The organism is Pseudomonas sp. DWP3-1-3b3 (assembly GCF_049896305.1).
GTDB classification, from domain to species: Bacteria; Pseudomonadota; Gammaproteobacteria; order Pseudomonadales; family Pseudomonadaceae; genus Aquipseudomonas; species Aquipseudomonas azotoformans_A.
Genome location: NZ_JAFCUA010000002.1, coordinates 604,520 through 628,816, shown reverse-complemented (window position 1 = coordinate 628,816; position 24,297 = coordinate 604,520). Strand labels below are relative to the sequence as shown.

The 24,297-nt window shown below is 61.3% G+C and carries 18 protein-coding genes; 7 read left to right on the top strand and 11 right to left on the bottom strand.

Translation table 11 applies throughout. The annotated features are described in order from the left end of the window. Positions 1-125: 125 nt before the first annotated feature. The 5 genes from ACP7BX_RS09260 (at position 126) to ACP7BX_RS09240 (ending at position 5,007) form a co-directional block, all read left to right on the top strand. Positions 126-893, top strand: coding sequence for a DeoR/GlpR family DNA-binding transcription regulator (locus tag ACP7BX_RS09260; RefSeq protein WP_061434700.1), 768 nt, complete (start codon positions 126-128; stop codon positions 891-893). Positions 894-903: 10 nt separating this feature from the next. Next, positions 904-2,736, top strand: coding sequence for a glutamine--fructose-6-phosphate transaminase (isomerizing) (glmS, locus tag ACP7BX_RS09255; RefSeq protein WP_426126964.1), 1,833 nt, complete (start codon positions 904-906; stop codon positions 2,734-2,736). A gap of 60 nt (positions 2,737-2,796) precedes the next feature. Further along, entirely contained in the window at positions 2,797-3,162 is a 366-nt protein-coding gene (locus ACP7BX_RS09250) for a hypothetical protein (protein WP_426126965.1), read from the top strand. 100 nt (positions 3,163-3,262) lie between these two features. Continuing rightward, the gene (locus ACP7BX_RS09245) at positions 3,263-3,844 is read left to right on the top strand and encodes a LemA family protein (protein ID WP_426126966.1); all 582 of its coding nucleotides are present in this window, start codon (positions 3,263-3,265) and stop codon (positions 3,842-3,844) included. Next, entirely contained in the window at positions 3,841-5,007 is a 1,167-nt protein-coding gene (locus ACP7BX_RS09240; RefSeq protein ID WP_426126967.1) for a hypothetical protein, read from the top strand. The genes ACP7BX_RS09245 and ACP7BX_RS09240 overlap by 4 nt, the downstream gene beginning before the upstream one ends. Positions 5,008-5,010: 3 nt before the next feature. On the opposite strand, the gene ACP7BX_RS09235 is transcribed toward ACP7BX_RS09240, so the two are convergent. The 5 genes from ACP7BX_RS09235 to ACP7BX_RS09215 form a co-directional block, all read right to left on the bottom strand. Further along, positions 5,011-5,805, bottom strand: a complete 795-nt coding sequence (locus ACP7BX_RS09235; protein WP_426126968.1) for a hypothetical protein — start codon at positions 5,803-5,805, stop codon at positions 5,011-5,013. Beyond that, complete coding sequence (locus tag ACP7BX_RS09230; protein WP_426126969.1) at positions 5,787-6,797, bottom strand: hypothetical protein; 1,011 nt, start codon at positions 6,795-6,797, stop codon at positions 5,787-5,789. The genes ACP7BX_RS09235 and ACP7BX_RS09230 overlap by 19 nt, the downstream gene beginning before the upstream one ends. Positions 6,798-6,882: 85 nt before the next feature. Further along, positions 6,883-9,183, bottom strand: a complete 2,301-nt coding sequence (gene pbpC / locus ACP7BX_RS09225; RefSeq protein WP_314527122.1) for a penicillin-binding protein 1C — start codon at positions 9,181-9,183, stop codon at positions 6,883-6,885. Next, positions 9,164-14,968 (bottom strand): MG2 domain-containing protein, encoded by a 5,805-nt coding sequence (locus ACP7BX_RS09220; RefSeq protein ID WP_426126971.1) that lies wholly within the window; start codon positions 14,966-14,968, stop codon positions 9,164-9,166. The genes pbpC and ACP7BX_RS09220 overlap by 20 nt, the downstream gene beginning before the upstream one ends. Before the next feature lie 77 nt (positions 14,969-15,045). Next, positions 15,046-15,675, bottom strand: coding sequence for a LysE family translocator (locus ACP7BX_RS09215; protein WP_314527117.1), 630 nt, complete (start codon positions 15,673-15,675; stop codon positions 15,046-15,048). A 135-nt stretch (positions 15,676-15,810) separates the two neighbouring features. Here ACP7BX_RS09215 and ACP7BX_RS09210 point away from each other — a divergent pair, with 135 nt between their 5' ends. Continuing rightward, positions 15,811-16,284, top strand: a complete 474-nt coding sequence (locus tag ACP7BX_RS09210; RefSeq protein ID WP_426127354.1) for an Lrp/AsnC family transcriptional regulator — start codon at positions 15,811-15,813, stop codon at positions 16,282-16,284. A 234-nt stretch (positions 16,285-16,518) separates the two neighbouring features. Here the strand turns inward: ACP7BX_RS09210 and ACP7BX_RS09205 are convergent, their stop codons facing one another. From ACP7BX_RS09205 to ACP7BX_RS09180, 6 genes are read right to left on the bottom strand one after another with little or no spacing between them, the layout of a single operon-like run. Beyond that, complete coding sequence (locus tag ACP7BX_RS09205; protein ID WP_010207670.1) at positions 16,519-17,451, bottom strand: phosphatidate cytidylyltransferase; 933 nt, start codon at positions 17,449-17,451, stop codon at positions 16,519-16,521. Position 17,452: 1 nt separating this feature from the next. Beyond that, positions 17,453-18,073: a lysophospholipid acyltransferase family protein gene (locus ACP7BX_RS09200; protein ID WP_426126973.1), complete on the bottom strand. Its 621-nt coding sequence runs from the start codon at positions 18,071-18,073 to the stop codon at positions 17,453-17,455. A gap of 9 nt (positions 18,074-18,082) precedes the next feature. Beyond that, positions 18,083-18,526 (bottom strand): hypothetical protein, encoded by a 444-nt coding sequence (locus tag ACP7BX_RS09195; protein ID WP_016978701.1) that lies wholly within the window; start codon positions 18,524-18,526, stop codon positions 18,083-18,085. After that, positions 18,516-19,814: a phosphatase PAP2/dual specificity phosphatase family protein gene (locus tag ACP7BX_RS09190; RefSeq protein WP_426126975.1), complete on the bottom strand. Its 1,299-nt coding sequence runs from the start codon at positions 19,812-19,814 to the stop codon at positions 18,516-18,518. The genes ACP7BX_RS09195 and ACP7BX_RS09190 overlap by 11 nt, the downstream gene beginning before the upstream one ends. Before the next feature lie 2 nt (positions 19,815-19,816). Further along, positions 19,817-21,565 (bottom strand): bifunctional alpha/beta hydrolase/class I SAM-dependent methyltransferase, encoded by a 1,749-nt coding sequence (locus ACP7BX_RS09185; RefSeq protein WP_426126977.1) that lies wholly within the window; start codon positions 21,563-21,565, stop codon positions 19,817-19,819. A gap of 11 nt (positions 21,566-21,576) precedes the next feature. Continuing rightward, positions 21,577-22,200, bottom strand: coding sequence for a CDP-alcohol phosphatidyltransferase family protein (locus ACP7BX_RS09180; protein ID WP_426126979.1), 624 nt, complete (start codon positions 22,198-22,200; stop codon positions 21,577-21,579). A 186-nt stretch (positions 22,201-22,386) separates the two neighbouring features. Between ACP7BX_RS09180 and hflK the strand changes: the two genes are divergently transcribed. After that, positions 22,387-24,291, top strand: coding sequence for a protease modulator HflK (hflK, locus tag ACP7BX_RS09175; protein WP_426126982.1), 1,905 nt, complete (start codon positions 22,387-22,389; stop codon positions 24,289-24,291). Positions 24,292-24,297: the final 6 nt, after the last annotated feature.

Genomic DNA, 24,297 nt, shown 5'->3' with positions numbered 1-24,297 from the left:
ATCCACATTCACTGAAACCTGTTGGCTAACCACCCACAGGTTTTTTTATACCCGCATATTGACGATTTTCTCCGAATAGGTTTTGATTGCCTTCGTTATCTTTCGAAACGAAACTTAAAGCCAAAATGTCGAAACGAAATACGCCCCAACGACGCCACAACATCCTGACCTTGCTCAATGAACAGGGCGAAGTCAGCGTGGATGAATTGGCCAAGCGTTTCGAAACCTCGGAAGTTACGATCCGTAAGGACCTGGCCGCCCTTGAAAGCAACGGCCTGCTGCTGCGTCGCTACGGGGGCGCAATCACCATGCCCCAGGAGTTGGTGGGCGACGCTGCCCAGCCCATCTCGGTGTACAAGCGCGCCATCGCCCGTGCCGCCGTGATGCGCCTGCGTGAACACGCCCGCATCATCATCGACAGCGGCAGCACCACCGCTGCCATGATCCCCGAACTGGGTCACCAGCCAGGCCTGGTGGTGATGACCAACTCCCTGCACGTGGCCAGCGCCTTGAGCGAACTGGAACACGAGCCGGTGCTGTTGATGACCGGTGGCACTTGGGACCCGCATTCGGACTCGTTCCAGGGGCAGGTCGCCGAGCAAGTGCTGCGCTCTTATGACTTCGATCAGTTGTTCATCGGTGCCGACGGCATCGACTTGGAGCGCGGCACCACCACCTTCAACGAACTGCTGGGCCTGAGCCGCGTCATGGCCGAGGTCGCCCGTGAAGTGGTGGTCATGGTCGAATCCGACAAGATCGGCCGCAAGATTCCCAACCTGGAACTGCCCTGGAGCAGCGTCCATACCCTTATCACCGATGATCGCCTGCCGCTTGAGGCCCGCGACCAGATCCAAGCCCGCGGCATTACGCTGATATGCGCGGCAATCATCTAGGAGAAACACCATGTGTGGCATCGTAGGCGCAGTCGCTGAACGCAACATCACCCCGATCCTGCTCGAAGGCCTCAAGCGCCTGGAATACCGCGGCTACGACAGCGCCGGTGTGGCGGTCTTCACCAACGCCGGCAAGCTGGAGCGCATGCGCCGTCCGGGCAAGGTCAGCGAGTTGGAGCAGGCCCTGGCCGGCGATCCGCTGGTTGGCCGTCTGGGTATCGCCCACACCCGTTGGGCGACTCACGGTGCGCCGTGCGAACGCAACGCCCACCCGCACTTTTCCGGCGACCTGGCCGTGGTGCACAACGGCATCATCGAAAACCACGAAGTGCTGCGCGAGCAACTCAAGGGCCTGGGCTACGTGTTCACTTCGGACACCGACACCGAAGTCATCGCCCACCTGCTCAATCACAAGCTCAAGGACCTGGGCGACCTGACCGTCGCGCTCAAGGCCACGGTCAAGGAACTGCACGGCGCTTACGGCTTGGCCGTGGTCAGTGCCAGCCAACCGGACCGCGTCGTCGCGGCTCGCAGTGGCAGCCCGCTGGTGATCGGCCTGGGCCTGGGCGAAAACTTCCTCGCCTCCGACCAACTGGCCCTGCGCCAGGTCACCGACCGCTTCATGTACCTGGAAGAAGGCGATATTGCTGACATCCGTCGTGAAAGCGTGGCGATCTGGGACGTTAACGGTCAGTCCGTCGAGCGCGAAGCCGTGCAATACCGCGACGGCGCCGAAGCCGCCGACAAAGGTGAATACCGCCACTTCATGCTCAAGGAAATCCACGAGCAACCGGCTGTGGTGCAACGCACCCTGGAAGGTCGCCTGAGCCAGAACCAAGTGCTGGTCAACGCCTTCGGCCCACAGGCCGCCGAACTCTTCGCCAAAGTGCGCAACGTGCAGATTGTTGCCTGCGGCACCAGCTACCACGCCGGCATGGTTGCGCGTTACTGGCTGGAAGAACTGGCCGGCATCCCGTGCCAGGTCGAAGTCGCCAGCGAATTCCGCTACCGCAAGGTGGTGGTGCAGCCCGACACCCTGTTCGTGACCATCTCCCAGTCCGGCGAAACCGCCGACACCCTGGCCGCCTTGCGCAACGCCAAGGAGCTGGGCTTCCTGGCCAGCCTGGCGATCTGCAACGTCAGCATCAGCTCCCTGGTGCGTGAGTCCGACCTGACCCTGTTGACCCAGGCCGGTCGCGAGATCGGCGTGGCATCCACCAAAGCCTTCACCACCCAGCTGGTGGGCCTGTTGCTGCTGACCCTGTCCCTGGGTCAAGTGCGCGGCACCCTGGCCGAAGGCGTCGAAGCCACCCTGGTCGAAGAATTGCGCCGCCTGCCAACCCGTCTGGGCGAAGCCCTGGCCATGGACAGCACCGTGGAAAAAGTCGCCGAACTGTTCGCCGACAAGAACCACACCCTGTTCCTCGGCCGTGGCGCGCAATACCCGGTGGCGATGGAAGGTTCGCTCAAGCTCAAGGAAATCTCGTACATCCACGCCGAAGCCTACCCGGCCGGCGAGCTCAAGCACGGCCCATTGGCCCTGGTGGATGACGACATGCCGGTGGTCACCGTGGCGCCGAACAACGAACTGCTGGAAAAGCTCAAGTCCAACCTGCAGGAAGTCCGCGCCCGTGGCGGCCAACTGGTGGTGTTTGCTGACGAAAAGGCCGGCATGACTAACGGTGAAGGCACCCACGTCATCAACATGCCGCACATCAACGACACCCTGTCGCCGATCCTCTACACCATTCCGCTGCAGTTGCTGTCGTACTACGTCGCTGTGTTGAAAGGCACCGACGTCGACCAGCCGCGTAACTTGGCGAAGTCAGTAACCGTGGAGTAATCCGCCACATCCTGGAGACCCGCCCGGGCCTCCAGGCTCCCGCGAAAGGACGCGCCCTCGATGCAAACCCCCTCCCAGCTCCACCAGCGCTTGAACAACCGCCGCTTCACCGTCGCCAACAACGCCCAGGGACTTTCTGGCTCGGGCACGGTGTTTCATTACCTTGTCGAGGGTGATGCCATCTCCGGCACGTACCAGGGCGGACGCATTCGCCTGGGCACGCAAGTGGGCCGAGTGACAGGCCCGGACACTATCGAATTGCTGTTTCAGTGCCTGACCTTGGACGGTGAGCTGTTGTCCGGTTGGTCGCGTGGCACAGTCGGCATTGATCACGCTGGTCTGACGACACTGGCCTTCGAGTGGGGCTGGTTGTCGGGTGACATAGGCGGTGGCGAGTCCAGTTACGTGGAGTTCTTCTCCCGTTAACCACCTCTTGTCGGTTCTGTGGGCCAGTGCCCGGCGCGGCCTCTTGTTTTAGTCCTAGAATGCGACCCTGTGGATAACTCAGCCAGGGAATGCCTTCACCATGAACATCGAACTCCTAATCGCCGGCATCGTTGTGCTGATCATTGTTGTCGGCCTGGTCGGCTGGATGGTGGGCGTCTACAACGGCCTGGTGATGCGGCGTAACGATGTGGACAAGGCTTTCGCCAATATCGATGTGCTGCTCAAGCAACGGGCGGATCAGATCCCGGATCTGATGCGTGTGGTGCAGACCGCGATGAACCATGAGCACGCGCTGTTTACCCGCCTCAGTGACGCGCGCCAGCAATACCTCAACGCCAGCAGCCTGAATGACAAGGTCGAGACGTCCAACCAGTTGAATACGGCGCTCAAGTCGGTGATTGCGGTGGCGGAGGGTTACCCGACGCTGATTTCCGGTCCCAATATGGTCGAGCTTCAGCAGGCGATTTCGGCTGTTGAAGAGCGCATCGCCGACCGTCGTGAATTCTTCAATGAGTCGGTCAATCTCTACAACATCGCTATCGCGGTGTTCCCCGACCTGTTTTTCGCGCGGATGCTCAGCTATCAACGCATTCCGCTGCTGGCCATCAGTGCCGAAGAAACCCGTTACGAAGGCGTGAAGCTTGAGGTGCCGGGGGCATGAAAACCACGCAGGCGGGCGAAGAGAAAAAGAAGTCGCGTTGGAAAACCCTGTTGGCGCTGTTGTGCCTGGCAGGGTTTGCCTGCTTGTTGGTCTACGCGCCGATGACCGTAGTGGCGATGTTTTTCCCGGTATTCGCCCTGGTGTGCCTGCTGGCCAGCTTCGGCCCCAACTTCTACAAGACCGAACAACGACTGGCCACCAGCCAGATACGGTCGCTGGCCATGGGCTTGGTAGAAATCCGTGGCAAGGTGATTGTGGATAAACCGCTGGTGTCTCCGGTGCACGGCAAGCCCTGCGCTGGCTACGTGTGGATCATCGAAGACGGCGAAAAGGACGACGACGGGCGCTGGAGTTGGAGCCGGGCCAAGGGCGAGGCGCGCTGCAACGACTTCCGTGTACAGGACGCCACGGGAGAAATCCGCGTCATTGCCGAAGGCATCGACCTGTTCGGTAACAAATCACCGGACGACTATGAACTGATCGGCAGCTCGCGCCGCCAAGGCGAAATCCTGCTGGTCCAGGACTTGGACGTGATGCTGATCGGCGACGCCTGCGAGCGCGATGGCCAGACCGTGATCGCCCAGGGCAAACAGTCCAAGGCTGTATTCGGCGTGGCACTGACCGAGGACGTGGAAAACCGCCGGGTACTGGCGCCGTTGTGGCGTGTCGGTAGCTTCTACGGCGCGGTGGTGGCGATGCTCGGGGTTGGCGTGATGGCCATGACCCCCGCGCATTTTGCCCAATTGCAGTTGCCGGGCCCGGACACTTATCAACAGATGGAATCACTTGGCCCTGTGTATAAGCTGCTGGCCTGGCTGTACCGCGAGGGCGGTTTTCCGATCCCCTTCATGGCCGCGTTCGGCTTCATGCTGACGATTTTCGTGGTGTTGATATGGACCCGGCTGTTGCTGCCCAAAGGCATGCGCCTGGCGGTCGGCCGTGTGCTCGGCGCTTGGATGGCGTTGGGCATGGTGATTGGCGGCGTGGTCACCCTGCTGCTGTTCGTCGCCCATGTGGATGCGTTGAAACAGTTTCTGGTGTGGATGCTGATCCTGCTGGGCACCCTGGTGTTCTCGTTGTTTGAGCAGCGCAAAATGGGGGTTGCGTACAGGCATTTTGCCAAACGGGTGAGCAAGGGTAGTTTCAGCGATGAAGACGGATAATCTTTAACTCACGGCTAGTTCGACCCGTGACCCGACTTCATTAGGCTTAAGTCCAAAGCCCGCCACTAAACGATCAATGATCGTCTCCAGAGAGCCTTTTAATTTCAAGTCCTTAAGATTCACTTCTTCAAGCGCCAGACGCTCCAGGAACGTACTCATGTCGGTGCTTACTGCCGAGGGCAGGGTTATTGGTTGGTCTGAAAGTAATTGGCTTAAGGCAAGAACATCGTTCCTGTGCTTTTTGATGTTCTTGCTATCGACGGGTTCTCCGTTCGCTTTGGCGTCCGATAAGTTGAGCCAGGCTTTGGCCTTTAGAGGAATTAACCGATCAACGCTGATATGAGTGATATCCCCGAGAAGCTGTCGACCTTCCAGCAGGAAGGTGTAATAGGCGTCATCCAGTAAAAATGCAGATAGGCTGGATACTGAATCGTCTGTTGGGATAGGGACCAGCTTGGTATCTTCTGGGACTGCAAGTCCTTCAGGTGCTCGTGTAAACAGCTCGATTTGTACCGGATATTCTTCATCGCTTGGGTGTTGAAAGCGGAAGAAAACGGGCCGCTCTCCATCTCCCTGTTTGATCCGATAACCACCCGCCCGGATGAATGCCCAGAAGTGGGCAACAAAATCTGAATCCAAGGCTTCTATGACCAGCACGATGTCCAAGTCCTTGGTTGCCCTGAAGGCCCCCCCGGCGTCGTCCACTGTAATCCAGGCAGCAACGCCACCAATCATCACATAGCGGTCCCGATAATCGGCAAAATGTCGCCCGAATAGCGTTAGTCCTCTGATAGCCAAATAACTCTCTCCTTCAACTCATCCAGTGCAATCTGAATACGCTCATCGGGGCAGTCTTCCAGACTCAACAGTAACGATGCTTCATCCGCCAGGTTTTGCTCTTTCTTCAGGCTGGAGTAAGACCAGATCTCGACCCAGGCCCTCTGCTCATCGATACCATCAGTCACCGTCACCTCAAGGCTATCAAACACCTTTCTCGTCATGCCGTAGACCGGCGAGGCAGGCTCGGCCAGCATTGAGACACTGGCCAGCGCGGTTTCCCCTGCCAGGTAAACCCCTTCACCCAGATGGAGCTTCCGATCGATAGGGAGTTTTCGCTTAACTGGGGACCGCAGATAAGTACGTGCTTTTTGAAAAACCTTTGCTTGGGAGCCGCTGAATTCGTAGTGGTTGATGAAGCCTTTGCTCTGAGCTGGACGAATGATGTCCAACGTTAGCAACTGATGGATGACCTTGCCCAAGGTCACACGGCTGTATTTGTAAGGGCCCATGATTTGATTAGCAGTCAGGAGCGTATGGTTTTGCCAGCCACGGTAGAGGCAGTGCAGCAACATTGCTTGCGATGCAGGCAACAGGGCACTGGTTTCTGCGTCAGCTCTGCGTTTACGGAAGTGCTCACGCAGGTCCAGCGCCAACTCGGGCACGAACATCTGATAGCCAGGCTGGATAAAGTTGATCTGCTGCTTGATCAGGCTGCGTCGCTCCAGCACGGACAACGATTTGCTGACGTATACGACCACCGCCTCGCTGGCTTTCTGAACGTGTTGGATGTGTTTTTTTAAAGCGACAGCGCCGGGATAGGTATCGTCCGTTGGCAAAAGTAGAAGAATTGAAAGCGCAGGGGTAGAGCCGAGTTGAAGCGTGAGTTCAGCTATTCCATAGGCGTCCGTGATGAAGAACGGAAGCTTTAAGCCTGTTACCGTCGCCACGTCCGTTTCTATACCTAGAACAGATTGGACATAGGTACGTGTTTGGTCTCTGAGGTTATCCATGTGCGCAGCTCTTGTTAACCTATTTTTTTCACTGTAAACCCATATGGGTTACACGTCAAAAAACTGGATAACATAGTGCCGTGGTTTAAGGCACAAACTCCACCTTCAACCCTCGACTCGTACTGCGCCCCTGATCATCACTGACCCGCAACCGATACTCCCCCGACTTGCCCGGTCGCCAGTTCAGCGTGCTTTGCGGCGGGCCCTGGCCGATCAAGGTTTGATCGACAAACCAGTACAACGTCGCTGCGTCGCTAGCGGCGTTGGCATTCAGCGGGATGCTTTCCTGGGGCTGGGACAGGCGCAATTGATAGCTCACCTGGGTCAGCGGCGAGCGGATCTGCGGGGCTTCGCTCTGGTCACTGAGGCGGTTGGGCTGGCAGTTTTTCATCACGTTGGGCGGCGTACGTCGCGGCAGACCGGCGGCGCGGTACAGGCGTTGCACGTCGCTGGGCCAGAATTCGAAGACCTCTTCACGGGTGTATTGCGCGTCGAACGGCGGGCAGGCGGCCTTGCCGGTGCGGGTGTCGATCAGCACCGGGCGGTGCAGGTTGGACACGCGAATTGGCGACACGCCGGGGATGTACCAGGTCTTGCGGGTTTGCGGGCACCAGCGGTTGGGTAACTCGCCGGACGCAGCGCAGACATCGATGCGCACCAGCCCGGCGGGCGGTTTGTCGGCCTTGATGACCACGTTGGGCAAGGCCAAAGGCAATGCGTCGGCGATGCGGAAGAACAACGGCGCGGCGGTTTTGGCACCGATGAAGGCAGGATTCGGCCGGCCATCGAAATTACCCACCCACACCACCAGCACGTAGGGGCCTACCAGTCCTGCACTCCACGCATCATGAAAACCCCAGGAAGTGCCGGTTTTCCAGGCGGTACGCCAGTGGCGTCCGGGCAGACCATCCGGGCGAGGGTTTCGGCGCAGCATATCGCGCACCATAAACGCCGCCTGGGGCGTCAGCAGTGGGGCGCCGGTGGTCTGGGGCTGTTCCTGCAAATAGCGCAATGGCCGCAGATGCCCATCACCGGCCAGCATCACATACAGCCGCGCCAATTCTTCCGGGGTCATTTCACCGCCACCGAGGGCCAGGGCCAGGCCGTAATGGCTTTCGTCACGCAGGCCTTTGATCCCGGCGCGTTGCAACAGCCCATACAAGGAGGGCGACTTGACCTGGCTGGCGAGCCACACCGCCGGGATATTGCGACTACGGATCAGGGCGTCCCGCGCGGTCAGTGGGCCGACAAAACTACCGTCGAAATTTTCCGGCTGGAAGTAGCCGAAGTTACTCGGCAGGTCCTTGAGGATGCTCATGGGGTGGATCACCCCCTGGTCCAGCGCCAGCCCGTACAGGAACGGCTTGAGCGTCGACCCTGGTGAGCGCCGCGACAGCACGCCATTGACCTGGCCGTGAAGGCTTGTGGATAAATAATCCGCCGACCCGACCAAGGCCTTGACGCTCTGGTCGCGGCTGTCGATCAGGATCGCCGTGGCGTTTTCCACACCCGTGCTGCGCCGTTCGGCGATGAAGCCGGTGATCAGGCGTTCGAGCAATTGTTGCAGCGGCAGGTTGAGGGTGCTGTTCAGCTCATTGCCGGGCTGGGACGCCAGCAGTTGTTCACTCAAATGCGGCGCCAGGAACGGAATCTGCTGGCGGTTGCGTGCTTCCAGGGGCAAGTCCAACAAGCTGTCATTGCGCGGGTCTTGTGGATAAGTTTCGCGCCAGTCAGTCATCAAGCGCTGCCGCGCCTGTTGCAGCGACGGGCCGAAGCGTGCGCGTCGCCCCGGTTGCTGCGGAATCACCGCCAGCGCCAGCGCCTCGGAAAGCGACAACTGCGTCGCCGATTTGCCGAAGTAGATACGGCTGGCCGCCTCGGCACCTTCGATATTGCCGCCCATCGGCGCCAGGTTCAGATAGGCCTCAAGGATGTCGTGCTTGCTGTAGCGCGCCTCCAGCCACAGCGCCAAGGCCATCTGCTGCAACTTGCCCGGCACTTGGCGGGTGTTCAAGTCCCATAGGCGCCGTGCCAATTGCATGCTCAAGGTTGAGCCACCCTGGCGCTGGCCACCGCTGTAGGTGGCCATGGCCGCGCGCAATAACGCCGGGGGATTGATCCCCGGGTGCCAGTAGAAATTGCGGTCTTCCTTGAGCAGCAAGGCTTCGACCAATGAAGGAGAAATCCGCTCCAACGGTAGCCAAAGACGGTATTGCCCGTCATCCGCCAAGGTCATGCGCAGCAGCGAGCCATCATCGGCCAACACCACACGTGATGACGTGACGGCTTGCTCCAGCGGCGCATGTGGCCATAGACGCAGCCCCACCAGGACCACCGCCGCTGCGAACAGCGGCAGTGTCAGGCGCTTAAGGCTTGGTAATTTCAAGCTGGCCTACTTTGCCGCGCCCTTGCAGGGTGGTTTCGTACATGCCTTCGGCATAGGCCGGTGGCGTATTGAAAGTGCCCGCGTTGGTAGCGCGCACGCGGTACACGAAAGTGCCTACGTCGCGCAGTGCCGTACCGTACAACACCACTCGATCATCGCGCACATCGACGTACTCCGGCTGCCAGTTGCTCAGCTCGGTTTCGCCGATGGGGGCTTGCCAGCTTTCTTCTTCCTGGCTGTCCTCTTCCACGTACTCGGACTCTTCGCCTTCACCTTCCTCGCTGCTGGCGGCTTCCGGCTCCGGCGGCAAGTTATATACAGGCTCGACGCCACCCGGCAGCAGGTCGACCACGGCCACTTGTTGCACCTGGTCACGGTCGGTCGCGCGCAGACGCAGGCGCACCAGGAACTCATCACCTACCGCGACCTTGCTCACCGGCTCGCCCTTGAGGTCGAGGTATTCGTGGATGATCTCCAGGCCATTGGTGATCGGCTTGAGCTTGGCGCCCTTGTCGAAACCGGCTTCGCTGAGCATGAAGAACGCCGCCGGGCCGTCGGATTTTTCCATCACCAGCTTCTGCGTCGCGCCCGGCACGGCGGCGCGGGGTGGCTGACCGGCCATCTCCAGCAATTGCTGCTGCTTGTCCCCCAGCCAGGCCGTGGCCTTGAGGGTCATGTCGCTTTGCGCGCGCTGGCCGTAGTTGTCCAGGGCGCGCAGCAGCAGGGCCGCCGACAGCGAGTTGTAACGCTGCTCGTTGAGGCGCTTACCGAGTTTATCCAGCAGCGCTGCAGGCACATCGTCCATCAGCTCTGGGAAATGTCGCGCCAACAGGTGCAGGTGTTCGGCGTCGTGCACCAGCGGGTCGTAGTACAAACCGTCGCTGTCCCACTTATCCACAAGCGAGCGCCAGGGGATTTTGCGGAACAGCGTGTCAGCCTGGCGATCCTGCTTGAGCAGCTTGTAGCTGGCCGCCAGGTAAGCGGCGCCCAGGTCGTTCTGCCAGCTGTCCTTGAAGTAGCCCTCGTAGCGCTCGCGGATATCGCTCAAGGCGCCGCTTACCAGAATCCCCTGACGGCTTAGCAGGTAACTGGCGTATGCGCGATTGCGCAATTCCGACAGGCCCTCGCTAGGGCCATTAGCCAGGTCGGTCAGGTACGCATTCGAGCGCACCAACAGGTCTTCCGGCACCGGCAAGCCGCGCTCCTTGGCTTCGATCAGGAAGTCGGTGGCGTACAGGCTGGCGTACGGTGCTACGTCCGGGTTGGCCGCCCACAAACCAAAGCCGCCGGCCTGGTTCTGGCGCTGGCGCAGCATGCGCACCGCACTGCCGAAGGCCTGTTCGGCTTCAGGTGCGTTGCCGCCCCAGATCAACGCCGGCATGGCCTTGGACACCAGTTGCTCGGTGCAGGCGTAGCCGTAGTCGTCCAGGTAATGCTTGAGGCCGTTGGCCCACACCAGAGGCGAGGCCGCCACGCCCAACTGTACGTCGCGCAATTGGCTGAACAATTCACGGGTCGGCTTGAGCTCTTTGCTGGCGCTCTCAAAGCGGCCCAGGCTCAGGGCGACGCGATGTTCGCTCAGTGGGCGGATCGAAGTGGTTTCGGCCACCTGGATGCGTTTGCCATCCGGCAGCACTGCGACAAATCGCAGGTCCGCCGAACCCAGGGTCTCGCCAACCTTGATCTTGAACTCGGCGGTGCCTTCCTTGCGCGGTTGCAGGGACAAGGTGCTGCCCTTGTCGCCCTGTACCTTCAGGCCATCGCTGGTCTGCAGTTCAAACTTCACCTCTGCCGCCGCGTCGAGGTTGCTGAACACCCCGGCGCTGACGTTGAACACATCCCCCGGCGCCACAAAGGCCGGCACGTTGGGCGTGATCACGATCGGGCCGCGCACGTCGGTATTGGTTTCGCTGACGCCGACACTGTCGTTATCCACAGCCACCGCAAACAGGTGCAGCTTGCCGTTGAAGCTGTCCGGGACTTGGTAATGCAGTACGGTTTCGCCAGCGGGCAGGTCGACCAGTCCAGACCACCAAGCCACGGGCGGCTGGTGTTTACGCTTGAACGGGTTGAGGTGATTGGCCAGGGCGCCTTCCGTATCGCCACCGGGCGCTGCCCCACTGAGCAGACGGCTGAATTCCGGCAGGATCAGGTCAAGAATCTGACTGGTGCCGACCTCCAGCGCTCGCTTCTGGAAGAAGAAGCCCAGCGGATCCGGCGTCTGGTAGCGCGCCACTTGCAGGATGCCTTCGTCCACCGCATACACCACTGCGCGGCCTGGGCGGTCGGCGTTGACCTTGATGTCGAGCATCTGCCCCGGCTCGATCTTCGCCGGGCCCTCAACCTTCAACGCCATGCGCCGCGCATCCAGGTTGATGCTGAAGGGCACCACGCCATAGGACAGCGGGCTCATGTACACCTCGGCCGAGCCCATGTCGCGCACAAACTGCACGTTGACGTAGGCATTGCCTTCAAGCCCTGCAGGCACGCGGATATGTTGCACGCTGTTGGTGCTGTCGGCCTTGAACCATTGCTGGGTGTAGACCTTGTCCCGCTCGATGGTGATCAAGCCGGCACCGGTATACGGCGCGCGAATGCTGATGGCGATTTCATCACCGGTGGCATAGCTGCGTTTATCCAGGCGCAGTTGCAGCTCGGCATTGCGTTCCAGCGAGCGCGACGTGTTGCCACGCCCTGCCACGCTGTAGTCGATCTGGTTGAGCAGGTTGCCGTTGGCGTCTTTCAATTGCAGGGTGAAGTCACCCGGTGTGCCGGTGTTCAGGGCCTGCTTGGCGCCTTCCTGGGTCATCACCAGCGGTGAGGCCGGCTGGCTGATGTTCTTGATGCGCGACTCGTACTTGTAGGTGCCGTTGGATTGTTTCACCAGCACCGACACATAACGATGCTCGACCACTTCAGTGGTCAGGCCGTCCACCGCCAGGGGCGAAAGGTCCGGCGCGACGGCCAGCCATTGCACTTGGCGAGGCGCATCCTTGGCGACGTACGACAGCGAATCCTGACTTTTCACACCCACAAGGTAGGGCGCGGATGACACCAGCAAGGCACTTTGCGCCGCCACATTGCGACCGCCTTCCGCTTCGAACACCTGGCTCATCACCTGCAGGCGATAGGTGCTATTGGCGAAGCGTTGCAGGTTGAGGTCGAGCACGGCCTGGCCGTTGTCGTCGACGGTGGTTTCGGCCAGGTCTTCCGTGGTGGCATCTTCCAGGGAGTCGTTGAGACGGAAACGGTAATCCGGGTAACGATCAAACGCCGCGAGCGTCGGGCTCAGGGACATTTTGGCTGTCACGCGACGGCCGGACGCCGGGGCGCCAAACAGGTGCATCGCGGTGACCTTGGCCACCACTTGGTCCGGTGGAATCCAGCCTGGCACAGGCGTGTCGTGCAAACTCAGGCTGACCTTCATGCGGTCCGGTTCGAAGTCACGGACCTTGAAGCTCACGCTGCCCAGGTCGGTGCGGGTCTGCTTCTGGCCGATCAACTGCAAGGTCGCGGTGTATTCCCCGGCGGGGGCGACTTCACTGCTGGGGAAATCAAAGGTTTCAAAACCGCTGGCGGACAGCTTCAACGGCTGGCGAATCACTTCCAGGCCACGGGGGTCGGTGATTTGCAGCTCAACCGGCAGGCCCAGCAAGGCGCCTTTCCAGTTGCCGCTGCGCACGATCATGCCCAGGTGCGCGGTTTCGCCCGGACGGTACAGGCCGCGGTCGGTAAACAGGTAGGCGCTGAGGCGATCAATCGCACCGTCTTCTTCCAAACCGCCTACATCGAAGCGCGACAGATCCAGTTGCTGGGACTGACGGGCGATCGGCAAAAACGACTGGTCATTGCCGCGAGTGACCACATACATCAGCGGCGTTTTCTCACGGCGCAGTTCATCCAGCTTGGCGAAGTGTGCGTGGCCTTCGGCGTCGGTGCGGCCACTGCTCACCGGCAGACCGTTACGCCCAATAATGTCGACTTGCGCGTCGGACACCGGCGAACCGTTGCCGATGGACTGCACATACACGTCATGGCTGCCATCGCTGGAGCGCTTGGCGATGATGCCCAGGTCTGTCACCACGATAAAACGCAGGTCGCTGGTGCTGCTGCGGTCGTACTCGAAAGTGCGTTGGGCCGGGTCATCCTGCGGGCTCAACTTGAGTACGAAAATCCCACGACGGCCGCCATTGGCGGTGAGGTAGTGGCTGAGGTCCACGTTGTCGTAGACGGTTTTCGCCGGGTCATTGGATGACAGCGGGATATCCAGCGACTGACGCTCGACCATGCGATCGAAATATTCGTTGCCGAAGTTCGGCCGGGCAAAGCTGCCGCTGCTTTGGTCCACCAGGTGTTGCAACTGGTTGGGCAGCAGGCGGGCGATTTCCACATGGGCGCCAGGCACACCGCGAGCCATGAAGCCCAGGCGTTTTTCGCCATTAAGGCTGAGCAAGGCGCCGTCAGACAGGAACTGCAAGGTGCGTGGGTAAGCCGGCATGCTGATCAGCGACGCCGTAGGATTCTTCGCCAGGTAGCCGCCGATGGCTTCCAGGTTGGCGGGGACTCGCACATACACCGCGCGCCCGGCCGGGGCCTTGAATTTGAAGGCGTGCAGGGTATTCAGCGGTTCGACGCTGGGCACATGGGTCAGGTTGAGCTTGGTGCTGCGGGCGAGCAGGGCGTCGTCGATGTCGTTGCTGCTGTAGGGGCGCGTGTCGTCTTGGGCTTTTTCCGGCAACAACCAGGCCTGGACCTTACCGGCGATGGTCTCGTCGGCGACGGCGCTGGAACTGCTGAACATCAGCACCGGCTCTGGTTCACCCCGTGTGTTGTCGACAAAACTCACTTCGGCGCCGGTGAAGGTCAGGCGATAGCGGCCGGGCACGGTGACTTCCGACACCAGCGGCGCGGTGCTGGCGTTGCCGCCGTCGCGGGCCTTGATGCCTTCGTCGAGCTTGGCGCTGACGGGCGTGCTTTCCAGTGGTGTGGCCAGGGCGGCGGAGCGCACGTACGCATTGAGTTTTTTCTCGTCGAAGGTGATTTCCGGGCGATTGGGCAACTGGGCGTCGCGGTAGGCCAGGCCTTTGCCGAGGGTTACCGTGACGCGCTTGCGTAGGTTGTCTTCATCCACTGGGTGGGAAAAATGGAAGGTCGCCACCAGCTGTTTCAGCGTCGGGTTGGACGGGTCCTGGTACAGCTCGTTTTGCGCCAGGGTGGCGCGGAACGGTTGGGTGGAAAACTGCGTGCTGTACTGGTCGAGCAACACGCCGTCGGCGAGCAGGTTTTTCTTCGCCATGTCCAGGGTGTAATGGGCATCGATGGGCCAGTCTTTTTCCGGCACGAACAACAGGCTGCGGTCATCCGCCCAGCGCCAGGTGCCCGCTACCGCAGGTTTAAGGGTAATACCCTCGGTGACCGGTTTGCCGATGGCCGACAACGGAGCCACGGATTCGCCAAAGCGCACCTGCAAGTTATCCACAACCGGCGTTTGCTGGGTGTAGTCGGTAAGGTTGGGTTTGTGCAGCGAGTAGCTCGCGGTATGCGGCTGTGGCAGGTTGGAGTACCAATGCCAGCCGTAGAAACCGGCGGCGGCCAGCAATACCAGGCCCACTAAGCCGGCACCGGTTTGACGCGGATAAGCGCGCGCCTTGTTGCCCAGGTTCGCCAGCCCACGCCCGACTGCACGCAGCCAGACCGGCGGATGCCATTGGCCAAAGACGGCTCCCACCACAGTCAATAACGCACCGACAATACGGCGGCTGATCGCTTTGAACGAATCGAACATGGTGAGCATCCCTGGCTAAGTGCGGCGTATCTTACACGCGTCTTTGATACAAAAGATGACGCCGATACGCCGCACCGCTAGGCGTGTTGCACAAAAGTGAGACGCACCGCAAAACCGATCAAAAGACTGCCGAATAGCCATTGCTGCACACGCTGCGCCGAGCGATTGCGTGCCAGCCACTGGCCAATGCGTGCGCCGGCCAGGGCGTAGCAACAGTCGAAGGCGAAACCGACTGCGACCAGAATCACCCCCAGCAACGCGAATTGCGCCGCCACGGGGCCGGCTTGCGGGTCGATGAATTGCGGCAGCAGCACCGAGCAAAACAGCAGCGCCTTGGGATTGAGCAGATTGGTCAGCAAGCCGCGTTGCAGTGCGGCACGCCAGGCACGCGTTGTCAGGGTGGCGTTGGTGGTATCGAGGGCTGGCAACATGTTCGCCCGCAGGCACTGGACCCCCAGCCACAACAGATAGGCCGCGCCGCCCAGGCGTACTACATCAAAGGTCCAGGGCGCCACCTTGAACAAGGTCGCCAAACCCATGCCCGCCAGGGCCACATGGCAGGCGCGGGCCAGTCCCAGGCCAATCGCTGTGGTCAGCGCCAAGGCCTTGCCCTGGCGCGCGCCGGTCTGCAGCAGCAGGATCATGTCCGGCCCTGGCAGCAGATACGCCACCGAAAGAGCCACCAGAAACAACCAGAGTTCCGCCATGTTCCACCCCCTTGTGTGTTGGCCAATTCTAGGGCCGAAGGGCGGGGCAGGTACTTGCTTAGTCAGCCAGAAAAGCGTCTAGTCTTGGCACTATCTGCCACTTATTACCATGAAAGCCATCCACTTATGCCAAATCTGAAACTCGATGCTTTTGACCGCAAGATTCTCGAAGCCCTGCAACGCGACGGCCGTCTGAGCAATGTGCAACTGGCCGACGAGATCGGGCTGTCTGCCTCACCCTGCCTGCGGCGCGTGCGCCTGCTAGAAGAAGCCGGCGTGATTCGCGGCTACCAGGCCACACTGGATCGCGATGAAGTGGGCCTGGGGATGATGGTGTTCGTGGGCGTGAAGGTGGAGCGGCATAACGACACCGAAGCCAACGCCTTTCGCGAGGCGGTCACGGCGTTGCCAGAGGTGATCTCGGCGTTCCTGGTGTCGGGGGAGTCGGACTTTCTGTTGCAGGTGGTGGTGCCGGATTTGCGCGGCTATGAGCGGTTCGTCACGGGGAGTTTGCTGAAGCTGCCGGGCGTGAGGGACATTCGCAGTAACTTCGCGATCCAGACCGTGAAAACCCCAGGGGCGTTGCCGCTGGGGCATTTGCCCAATTAATCGCCTTCTGTGGTGAGCGGGCTTGCCCCGCGCTGGGCTGCGCAGCAGCCCCAAACCAAACCACACCCAACTTCCAGGCGCTCCACAATGGCTTTCTTGGGGCTGCTTCGCAGCCCAGCGCGGGGCAAGCCCGCTCACCACAGGGTTACTGCGGCGTCATGCAGTCGAGTGAACGATCCACCATCACGTTGCCGTTTCCACATTTTGCTCTTCATAGGGTTTTGGATGAGGGGCTCAGGTCCACCAATACCGCACAAGATGAAAGAAAATCGGCGCCGCAAAGCACACCGAATCCAACCGATCCAGCATCCCGCCGTGCCCTTCGATCATATGGCCCCAGTCCTTCACGCCGCGATCGCGTTTGATCGCCGACATCACGATGCCGCCGGCAAACCCGAGCAGGTTGATCAGCAGTGCAATCAAGAACGACTGCCACGGGTTGAACGGCGTGGTCCACCACAGTGCCGCGCCTATCAGGGATGAGAGCAGGATGCCGCCGACAAAGCCTTCCACGGTTTTCGACGGTGACAGGTTCGGCGCGATCTTGTGCTTGCCGAACAATTTCCCACACACGTACTGCAAGACGTCCGACAGTTGCACCACGATCACCAGGTAGGCAATCAGCAGCAGGTTGCGGCCTTCGTAGCCGGGGATGTCGAGGGTGAGCAGGGCGGGCACGAAAGACACACAGAACACTGCGATCATCAGGCCCCACTGCACTTTCGACGCGCGTTCCAGGAAGTGCGTGCTGTCGCCACCCAGGGAGGCGAGGATCGGCAGCAGCAGGAACACGTACACCGGGATGAAGATCGAGAACAGCCCGTACCAGTCCGAGTAGATCAGCAGGTATTGCAGCGGCAGCGCCAGGTAGAACGCGGCGACCAGCGCCGGGTAGTCGCTGCGGCGGGTGGGTGTGAGGGTGAGGAATTCGCGCAGGGCGTAGAACGACACCGCGTAGAACAGCAGGATCACCGCGCCGGTGCCGAGCCAGAAGGCGATGCCGATCACCACCACCATGACCCACCAGGCGTTGATGCGCGCATTGAGGTTGTCGATGACGGCATTGGGGCTGCCACGGGTGCGCAGTTTGAGGATCAGGCCGATCAGCGAAGCAAGCACCAGGATGGCGCCGATGCCGCCGAACAACATCAGGGTTTGGCTATCCATGTCAGACAGGCTCCGGAGCAAGGGCGAGCAGGGCGTCGCGGGTGCGTGCGAGGAACGCGGCTTTGTCTTCGCCGTCTTCCAGTTGCAGCGGCGCGCCGAAGCTGGTGGTGCACAGCAGGGGCAGCGGCAGCACGCGGCCCTTGGGCATGACCCGGTTGAGATTGGCGATCCACACTGGCACCAATTCGGCCTGTGGGTAACTTTTCGCCAGGTGATACAAACCACTTTTGAACGGCAACAGGCCGTCTTCAAGGTTGCGTGTGCCTTCGGGGAAGATGATCAGTGAATCGCCGCCTTCCAGAGCGTTGAGCATGGGTTGCAAAGGGTTATCCACAGGGTCCTTGCGTTCGCGGTCGATCAGCACGCCGTTGAACACTCGGTTGATGATGTAGCGACGCACGGCGCTGGTATTCCAGTAATCGCTGCCGGCGACCGGGCGCGTGAATTTGCGCAGGTTCTGCGGCAGCGAGGCCCACAGCAACACGAAGTCTCCGTGGCTGCTGTGGTTGGCGAAGTAGATGCGTTGCACCGGCACCGGCGCGCAACCGAGCCACAGGCTGCGGGCGCCGGTGACGGTGCGGGCCATGGAGGTAATCAGTGTGGCGACCACGGGTTCGAACATGGGGATTCCTTATCCGGCGAAAGGCAGCCAAGGGCTGGCGAGGATCACGCCCAGGGTCAGCAGCGCTTGCGCGCCTAGCAGCCAGGCTTGTTTGCGCAACAGTTTGAGCGCGCCACGACGGCGCTCGGTCCAGGGTCGGCCAACGCGCTTGGCCGATTGCAGGCCAAGGGTTTGCAAGGCCTGGTCGAGGTCCGGGGTGCGGTCGATGTCCCGGGCCAGCAGCGCGAACAGGTCGGCGTCGAAGGCCACGCGCAGCGCCCAGTACTTTTGCAGCAGCCCGAGGATAATCATCCACAGGCTCAGCAGCAGGCAGATCGGCGCAATACTGGCCATCAGCAGTTGGGCCAGGCCGAACAGTACGCCGACCAGGGTCAGGCCTGTGGATAACTGATCCAGCGAGCGACCACGACGCAGCAAGCTGGCGACAACCTGCAGTTCCATATCAGCGGGCATGGGGTAAACCCTCCAAAGCTTCACGGTGTGCGGGGTGCAGGACCACATCGGCCCGCGCTGTACGAATGATAGTCAGCGCATCCTCTATCGTCGCGGCGCGCCCGGTGTGCAGTAGCCAGGCCGCGATGGCGGTGGCGCTGCGCGAATAGCCAAGGGCGCAGCACACCAGCAAGGGGCCGTTAGTGCGCAAGCGTTCGATGGCTTGCGCGGCTTGCAGGCATTCGGCGGGACTCGGGGCAATCAGGTCCAGCACGGGAATGGCGTGGTAAGCGCGGCCCTGTGGATTAATCGGCAATTCGGCACAGAGATCGACGATGGCCTTGAAGGGTTCTTGCTCGTTCGTTGTAGGAATACGCCCGAGCCAGACGTTATCCACAATCAGGTCAGGTTGTGGATGCTTGCGTGTCCACAGGCGTGAGTTGATCCAGGCAGCGGCCAGATAGGGCGCATACAGCCAACGCGCGGCAGGTGTCAGTTGGCCGTCGGCGCGTTTCTGGAACCCCGCAGCGCCGAGCACGAAGTAATTGGCCTTGATCAAGGCGAGGGAAACCGCAGGCCAAAGTATCCACAGCCATGCGCCACCCATCACAAGCGCAAGGATCGCCAGAGCCAAGGCGCCTACGCCATAGCGCACACCCAACCGCCAGCGCTTGGGATCCCGCGTCAGCCGTGCATTCAATAACGGGCTCGGATGTTCCACCGGCCACAACCACACACACAGCCACCCGGCGAGGGCGCCTGTGGGTAAGTCGATAAAGTGATGTTGATAAGTGGTCAGCACTGAAATGCCGATCACCGCGAACCAGCCATGCACCAGCCAACGCCAGATTCCCTGGGTATGGCGTTGGTACATGACCCACAGGATCACCAGCAACGCGATATGCAGGGACGGCGCCTGGTTGAACGGCTTGTCGAACCCCGCCAGCACCGCAAACAGCCAGCCGAACACGCCGTCCAGCTCCGGCCGTTCGAAGGTGAAGCGCAGCGGCCAGATCAGGAAGCAGCTCACGGCGATCACCTGGGCACTCAGCAAACGCAGCGCATGTTGCTTCAGTTCATGCCGGGTGTTGGGCAGCAGCAGGGAAAACCCGTAGAGCAGGTCGATGGACCAGTAGGGCACGATGGTCCAGGCCCAGAACGGCATATGGGTTTCCCAATCGAACACCAGCGTGCCGACGTCGCTACGCTGGCTGGTCACCCAGGTGGCAAAGCCGTAGGTGCTGAAAAACAGCGGCGCCAACAGCAGCAGCCACAGGAACGCGGGTTTCAATAAGCCGGGTTCGCGCATGCTCAGATCTTCTGTGCCAGGGACACCGTGAAAATGCCCCACTCATCCACTCGCTGGGTGATCTTGCGGAAACCGGCGGCTTCCACCAGTTGGTCCATTTCCGCCTGGCTGCGGCGGCGCATCACCCAGGCCTGGCCCTGGCGGTGGCTGGTCAGCGCGCGGGCGATCAGCTCCAGTTGCGGGTGCCATGGCTGGCCGGTGTAGACCAGATAGCCGCCGGGCTCTACGGCCTCAGCGAGGCCCGCCAGCGAACCGCCGACCATGCCGTTATCGGCAAACAGCTCATACAGCCCGGACACCACCGCGAGCGTTGGCTTGGGTTCCAGCGCGGCCAGGTTCAAACGGTCAAACGCATCGCCTTTGACGAACTGCGCAATGTCCCCCAGGCCTTTCTCGCGAATCAGCGCACCCCCGTCGCGCACGTTGATGTCGCTGTAGTCGCGCAGCAGGATCGATTCCGGCAGCGGTGACACGCCCTGCAAGGCTTCGAGGATGTAGCGGCCATGACCGGCGGCGATATCCACGATACGCACTTCGCGATCTTCCCCGCGCAACTTGGCCATCGCCAAGCGCAACAGTTCTTCTACATTCAACTTGCGCTTGCGAATACCGCGCCAGCCGATGGAGTTGAGGTAGTTGGTGTCGATCATCCGTCCCAGCCCGCCCTTGCCGGTGGGCGTGTTGCGGTACACGTAGTCGAGGGTGCTACCGGAGTCGAAACCGGTGTCGAAGCCCAGCTTCACACCGTCCGAGAGGTTCTTGCCCAGGCCCATGCTGGCGCGGGTCATGCGCCAGTACAGGTCGCGCAAAGAGTTGCGCGGTAGCGGCGCGGCCAGGGCTTCGGACTCGGCGCAAGTAGCGCCCAGCTTATCGGCGTCCAGCAGTGACGCGCGGTCCAGCGGGTGTTCGAAGTTCTGCAGGATGAAACGCCGGGCGCTGCTCACAGCAGTTGCGCGGTCGCGTTCGCCCAGGGTGTCGTGGAAAAAACCGGGGAGAATGTGCAGCTCTTTTTTCAGGCTGCCGAGGCGGTCGAAAAATTGCTGCTGGGGTTTGCGGTGCACCACAAAGTCCGAACCCGAGATCAGCAGTTGCGTCGGCACCTGGATCGCCTGGGCATCGGCGACAACCCGGTCGGCCGCTTCGTACAGGCCGAGCAGCACATTCACCGAGATCGCCTTGGTGATCAGCGGATCGCTGTCGTAGGAGGCGACGCGCTCCGGATCATGGCTGAGAAACTTGGCCTTGACGTAACTGTTGACGAAAAAATTGCCACGGAATTTGCGCATCAGCGCCAGGCCCGGACGGGCAAATGGCACGTAGAGCTTGACCTTGAACGCCGGGGACGCGAGCACCAGCGCGCGGATTTTTGGCGCGTAGTCGTGCACCCAGGTCGCGGCAATCACCGCGCCGACGCTTTGCGCAATGACGGCGAAGTTCTCCTCCTCGATGCCATAGGTGGCGCCGATGTGGTCGCAGAAGGTCTGCACATCACGGGCGCTGGTGGCGAAGCTGGGGCTGTCACCGCGCTCGCCGGGGGATTGGCCGTGGCCACGGGCGTCCCAGGCGAAGAAGTCGAATTGCGGCAGGTTCAGCTCATCCACCAGGTGGGCGATACGCCCCGAATGCTCATGGCCGCGATGGAACAACACGATTGCCTTGCGCGGCCCGGTAGTTTCCGTGGCCGGCCAGTGCCGGTAGAAAAGCTCGACGCCGTCGTGGGTACTGAAGGTGTGCTGTTGCTGTTCGCGCATCGCAAAAATCCTTATGCAATCGGTGAGGTTTCTTGTTGTTCTTTGAGGCCCTGACGCACGCGGTTGACCAAGGTGTAGGCGAGCAGGGCGGCCACCAGCCACATCACGGCGTCGATCCAACCCGCGCCCAGCCAGCCCAGCGCCACGCCGGTGGCCAGTACCCCGAGTACGAACGCGCGATCGCTTTTGCCCATCGGCCCGTCATAGCGCCGCGATGCGCCCACCATCGGCCCCAGCACGCCGGCGTATTCGCTGAACACCGCCAACAACGCCACCAGTAGCACCGGCGCCAGGTTCACGCCGGGGATCAGCGCAAACGGCAGGATCAACGCGCTGTCGGCGATCACATCACACAGTTCATTCAGGTAGGCGCCCAGGCGTGACTGCTGGCCGAATTCACGGGCAAGCATGCCGTCGATGGCGTTGAGGGCCATGCGCAGGATCATCCACAGCGGGATCAGCGCAAACAGCCACAGGTGTTGGGCGAAGCTGGCAATCAACAGGCCGACCAGCAAGGAAATCACGCCGGCCAGCACGGTGATCTGGTTGGCGGTGGTGCCATTGTCATAGAGGCGCTGCACAAGAGGGCGCAGCAGGTTTTGAAAACGCGGCTTGAGCTGATAGATCGAAATCATGGGGAGTGACGCTTCCTTGTCCGTGGACCCGCGAAAAACTGTTCTGGAGTGTGCCCGATTCTTCGTGGCCTGCACCAGTGATGGCGCGTGTTTCTGGGGGTTTAGTCACGGTCTGCTTCTAAGCAAACAAAAATTTCACGCCTTGTGTTATATCGTAACTAATTGTGTGCGAGCGGACATAAGTGGATGCAAGTGGATCTGGAAGCTGACGGCGCTTCGGTGGAAGGCCTTCCGCGTTTTCAACAGGGGCTGTTCCATGCCCGCCGATTGCGCCAGGCCGGTATCAGCCTGACGGTGTTGGCCGTTGCCGGCTGGGTGCTGGCGCTGTTTGTCGCGTTGTTTGCGCCGCTGTCGATCTGGCCGGTGGTGTTGATCAACTGTGCGTCGGCGTTGTTGTTATTGGTAGCCGGCTTGCAATCAGCGTGGTGGGTGGCGGATTGGCGTGCCCAGGCGTTGGAAGAACCGTCGGTTGATGTGCCGGTTGAAGACGCAGGCCGCTACGCGCGCCTTATGGAGCGCTTTGGTAAGCAGATCGGTACGCCGGTGTTGTGGCTCGGCGGCTGGTCGTTGCTGGCGTTGGTCAGCATTGTCGAGTTCTGGAACCTGGCGCTGCCCGCCGCCGCAGTCGGTCAATCGGCAAGCATCGGCGCGGCCCTGGCATTGGGGTTGGCGTTTGGTGTGCTGGTGTTTGAACGCCGTCTGGCCCAGGAGACCACCGCGCAATGGCCGGAAGCCTCGCAACTGGCGCAGTTGAGTCGGGTGGCGATTATTTGCCTGGTGGTCAGTGCGGTGTGCCTGCTGTTTGCCGGGGCTAACTCGGTCTGGCCGCTGAGGCTGGCCGTATTGATCGGCTTGCTGCCGGCGCTCGTCTCCCTGGAGTTTCTATTAAGAGCTGTGTTGTCGCTGTTCAGCCCCCGTCAGCCACGCGTCGAGCCGCGCTTGATGGCGCAAAGCTTTATCGCCGGATTGTTACGCTGGCCGCCGCAGCCCTTGCTCGCGCTGCAACATGAATTGCACAACCGCTTTGGCATCGACCTGCGCCAGATCTGGGCATTTACCTACATGCGCCGGGCGTTCCTGCCGGTGTTGCTGGTGGTGCTGGCGGTAGGCTGGGCGCTTACTGGCGTGCACGAAGTGCCACTGCAAGGCCGTGGGATCTATGAACGTTTCGGTAAGCCGGTGCAGGTCTTCGGCCCTGGCCTGCATGCGGGATTGCCGTGGCCACTGGGCCGCGTGATCAGTGTGGAAAACGGCGTGGTGCATGAGCTGGCCACCAGCGTCAGCGAAGCCGCCACGCCAGAACTGGCCCCCGCCGAAGGCCCGGCGCCGCTGATCGCCAACCGCTTGTGGGACGCCAGCCATGTGAATGACAAGTCCCAGGTGATCGCCAGCAGCAGCGGCGACAAACAGAGCTTCCAGATCGTCAATATGGATGTGCGGTTCGTCTACCGCATCGGCCTCAGCGACCAGGCCGCGCTCGCCGCCACCTATAACAGCGCGGACGTGCCGACCCTGATCCGCAGCACCGCCAGCCGTATCCTTGTGCATGACTTCGCCTCGCGCACCCTCGACGAATTGCTCGGCGAACAACGCACGAGCCTGGCCGACGAAGTCGGCCGCGCCGTGCAGGCCGACCTGCAAACACTCGACAGCGGCGTAGAAATTCTCGCCACGGTGGTGGAGGCGATTCACCCACCGGCCGGCGCCGCCAACGCTTATCACGGTGTGCAGGCTGCGCAGATCGGTGCCCAGGCCCTGATTTCCCGCGAACGCGGTGCGGCCAGCGAGCAAACCAACCAGGCGTTGCTGCAAGCCAGCACCGCCCGTGACCAGGCTACGGCCACTGCCCGCGAAGTGAACGCGGGCGCCCAGGCGGCCAACCTGCGTTTTGCCGCCGAACAAAAGGCCTACGCCACGGCCGGCCAGGCGTTCGTTTTGGAACAGTACCTCGGCCAACTCAGCCAGGGCCTGGCCCACGCCAAACTGTTGATTCTGGATCATCGCCTGGGTGCCGACGGCGCGCCGACGATCGATCTGCGTTCTTTTACCTTGCCGGCCGATCCTTCGGTGCCGCGTAAAGCCGTTCAATAAGGAGTC

Excerpts from the sequence above, each read along its gene's own strand:
- ACP7BX_RS09240 (WP_426126967.1), top strand. The coding sequence starts at position 3,841 with ATGAAAACCACGCAGGCGGGCGAAGAGAAAAAGAAGTCGCGTTGGAAA.
- ACP7BX_RS09250 (WP_426126965.1), top strand. The coding sequence starts at position 2,797 with ATGCAAACCCCCTCCCAGCTCCACCAGCGCTTGAACAACCGCCGCTTC.
- ACP7BX_RS09230 (WP_426126969.1), bottom strand. The coding sequence starts at position 6,797 with ATGGATAACCTCAGAGACCAAACACGTACCTATGTCCAATCTGTTCTA.
- ACP7BX_RS09195 (WP_016978701.1), bottom strand. The coding sequence starts at position 18,526 with ATGCCCGCTGATATGGAACTGCAGGTTGTCGCCAGCTTGCTGCGTCGT.
- ACP7BX_RS09180 (WP_426126979.1), bottom strand. The coding sequence starts at position 22,200 with ATGATTTCGATCTATCAGCTCAAGCCGCGTTTTCAAAACCTGCTGCGC.
- ACP7BX_RS09200 (WP_426126973.1), bottom strand. The coding sequence starts at position 18,073 with ATGTTCGAACCCGTGGTCGCCACACTGATTACCTCCATGGCCCGCACC.
- glmS (WP_426126964.1), top strand. The coding sequence starts at position 904 with ATGTGTGGCATCGTAGGCGCAGTCGCTGAACGCAACATCACCCCGATC.
- ACP7BX_RS09245 (WP_426126966.1), top strand. The coding sequence starts at position 3,263 with ATGAACATCGAACTCCTAATCGCCGGCATCGTTGTGCTGATCATTGTT.
- ACP7BX_RS09205 (WP_010207670.1), bottom strand. The coding sequence starts at position 17,451 with ATGGATAGCCAAACCCTGATGTTGTTCGGCGGCATCGGCGCCATCCTG.
- ACP7BX_RS09190 (WP_426126975.1), bottom strand. The coding sequence starts at position 19,814 with ATGCGCGAACCCGGCTTATTGAAACCCGCGTTCCTGTGGCTGCTGCTG.
- ACP7BX_RS09215 (WP_314527117.1), bottom strand. The coding sequence starts at position 15,675 with ATGGCGGAACTCTGGTTGTTTCTGGTGGCTCTTTCGGTGGCGTATCTG.
- ACP7BX_RS09260 (WP_061434700.1), top strand. The coding sequence starts at position 126 with ATGTCGAAACGAAATACGCCCCAACGACGCCACAACATCCTGACCTTG.
- ACP7BX_RS09185 (WP_426126977.1), bottom strand. The coding sequence starts at position 21,565 with ATGCGCGAACAGCAACAGCACACCTTCAGTACCCACGACGGCGTCGAG.
- hflK (WP_426126982.1), top strand. The coding sequence starts at position 22,387 with ATGCAAGTGGATCTGGAAGCTGACGGCGCTTCGGTGGAAGGCCTTCCG.
- ACP7BX_RS09220 (WP_426126971.1), bottom strand. The coding sequence starts at position 14,968 with ATGTTCGATTCGTTCAAAGCGATCAGCCGCCGTATTGTCGGTGCGTTA.